Here is a 2,779-nt window from a genome sequence, read left to right as displayed (position 1 = left end):
CCTGTACAGAAATACACTTTAGGAGGTTGGTTTTGTGAGGCAAATTAAAAGGTCTCTCAGCTTTTTGGTAGGTTTAATACTATTAGCAGTGTCAACAACCGCGTATGCAGAAAAACCAGGATTAACGGAATTCCCTGAACCAGTTGATTCACAATCCTGGGTCCTGCCCCGCGATATGGCATGGAGCGATTACCGCCCCGTACCTGGAATCAACTGGCAGACTTCAGACATTGAGCCGGAAAGAGTTATTAAGGGTGCATTAATTATAGTAGATTTCCAAGACAGAGAATTTATTTTAAGCCAGCCAGAAGGGTCGGAAATCGCCGGTAACCCGATTGGGACTGGAAATATTCCACGCGATCAGATTCCAAAGTTCTGGGAAGACTTCCTCAATAAACCTTCAGCATTGAACAACTATCGAACCGTAAATGAGTATTGGCGAGAAAATTCTTTCGGAAAATGGAAGATTGAACTCAAAGCATTCGGCCCCTATAAAATGGATGGGAACGAATACGAATATGGTCTGAATGAATTCGGACAGCAAGTAAATATGCCCCCGGGATCCACACCTAGAAATCTACGGAGTGAAGCCGTTCAAAAAGCGTCAGCCGATATAGCTGCATCTGGTGAAACGTTTGACTTCAGGTTTGTCATCCATGCCGGTTATGATGAATCAGGTGTCTGGCAGGAATTAGGGGAGATGAAGTTTCAAAACCAAGATTCCGTAACTGCACCATTTGGTCCAAATGTTGATGGAATGCCAAACTCTGCCAAAACCCGCTATATACCATGGACATCCTGGTATGCTGCCAAGAGCATTTGGTCAAGCGCCGGCGGCGGAACCTCTATTCAAGGTGAAAATGATGGTATGGGTACGTTTGCTCACGAGTTCGGCCATATTATGAGTCTTGGAGATAACTATAATAATCCGTATGGTACTCCTGTTTCCAGGTCTTACTCAGGACCATGGGAGTTAATGAGCCGCGGAAGCTTTAATGGTCCTGGTGGACCTCACACACGCTGGATGGTTCCATCACCTTTAGGTGCATCGGCCCCATCCCATCATATGCTTCGTAATAAAATCAAACAGGGCTTTCTGTCAGAGGATCAATATCTTAATCTAAACCGCGACGAATTAGCAACTACAGGTCCAGTATTCACTGATATTCTTGCACGTGAGGTACCAGCTGGCAGTGAATTTGGTCGTTCTGCGATTCACGGTATTAACATTAGTATGGAGGATCTAACACCAGTGAACTCATTGAATGACGATTGGCGTGCCGATATGCAGCGAGGAGCACAATGGTACAATAACTACACTGTTGAAGTGGTAGACCGAGTAGGCTTTGACTCCTTTGTCCCTGATTCGGGTGTCCTTTTAGCCAAAACAAAGAACAGCGAGTCCGCACCAAATATCTGGGTAGTCGATTCTCATAAAGAAGATATTAATCAAATCGATTTCACACGGCCGGACGGAAGCGTTGCCAAGATGTCTGTCGGTGATTTCCAACAGCTAGCCGACTCTCTTTTCAAAGCTGGAACTGGTGAAGGTATTGTAAGTGAGTACAAAGATGAAGCTAACCGACTTCACTTTTATATTTTAGGAAAGAAGTATGACAAACAAGGCGCACTTTCCTATCGTTTAGCCGTACGAAATATGGATGGCGCTGGTTCGTTTAAACGCGGAGTAACTGCTGCAGTTGGGAAGATGGAAAAAGCTGCACCAGGCAGGATTGCTGTTTATTATTTCAATGTGACAAACACTGGATCAGCGACCGATCTTATCCGCCTTAATGCCAAAATAGATGCAGGTTGGGAACTAAGGACCCAGAATAATGTAATTGAGGTAGAAACCGGTCAAACCGTAACTGTACCTGTTTTCGTAAAAATACCGGCAGCAAGTAAAACCTCCCCTGAGCCAGCCCCAACAAGCCTTACTTTCACTAGTACATCAGAGACTGACCCATCTAAAACCGAGACAGTAAGTCGTCGGGTAGGCCCTGGCGGGGTGAAGTAACAAACCTGTTATATTTCGTATAGAGACTGGGGAGCCAGTCTCTATTTTTGCTTGAGTGCTTATGACCAATAGTTTCATTGCCGCTTGGACCGATATTTTCGTTGTAGCGGTAAATTGAACCTCTGAAAACTTTCTTTACCCAGTACGAGCTGGAACATCCCCTTCTTTCAAGAGGAACAATCGTCTCCTTAGATAAGACCACAGACTTAGAATAATATACACCTCCGGTTCATATTGGCCCTATGAAAAACTTGTTAAACTGGAATTATGGGTTGGATAGGGGGAATAATAAATGGAGAAAAAAGATGAACCACAAAGATTTCGTGTAGGAAAGATTAGTTTTGCTTTATTATGTAGCCTGTTTGTCTGTTGTATTGTTGCACAGGTGTTTTTGGCAGGCTTAGCTGTTTTTGTGAATCCTAGCAATTGGGCATTCCATGAAGGATTCGTGCACTTATTTGAGGTTATTCCTGTTTTAATGCTAGTGATGTCGTTTGTAGGAAAATTGCCTCGTTGGGCTATGTGGCAAAGTCTTGTACTTTTTGGACTGATTTTCGTAATGTATTTCACGGCGAATATTACATCTATATTACCTTGGGCAGCTGCCGCTCACCCTGTGATCGCTGTGATGTTTTTCTGGTTGTCGATCACTTTGCATAGAAAAGCATGGCGGATGACATTTATCCAAAAGCCTATTGAAAACGTTTAACTATCTTCTAATACTGAAGAGACACTAATATCCATTTTTAGTGTCTTTTTAAT

2 protein-coding genes are annotated in these 2,779 nt (G+C 43.4%); both read left to right on the top strand.

What is annotated here, in order from left to right:
* Positions 1-34 precede the first annotated feature (34 nt).
* Positions 35-2,017, top strand: coding sequence for a M6 family metalloprotease domain-containing protein (locus V7659_RS31780; RefSeq protein ID WP_335543949.1), 1,983 nt, complete (start codon positions 35-37; stop codon positions 2,015-2,017).
* Between the two features lie 292 nt (positions 2,018-2,309).
* Positions 2,310-2,726, top strand: a complete 417-nt coding sequence (locus tag V7659_RS31775; protein WP_335543948.1) for a DUF6220 domain-containing protein — start codon at positions 2,310-2,312, stop codon at positions 2,724-2,726.
* The last annotated feature ends 53 nt before the right edge of the window (positions 2,727-2,779 follow it).

The sequence above is a fragment of the Neobacillus drentensis genome, from assembly GCF_036966985.1.
GTDB lineage: Bacteria > Bacillota > Bacilli > Bacillales > Cytobacillaceae > Neobacillus > Neobacillus drentensis_E.
This window is presented reverse-complemented; position numbering and strand designations above follow the sequence as displayed.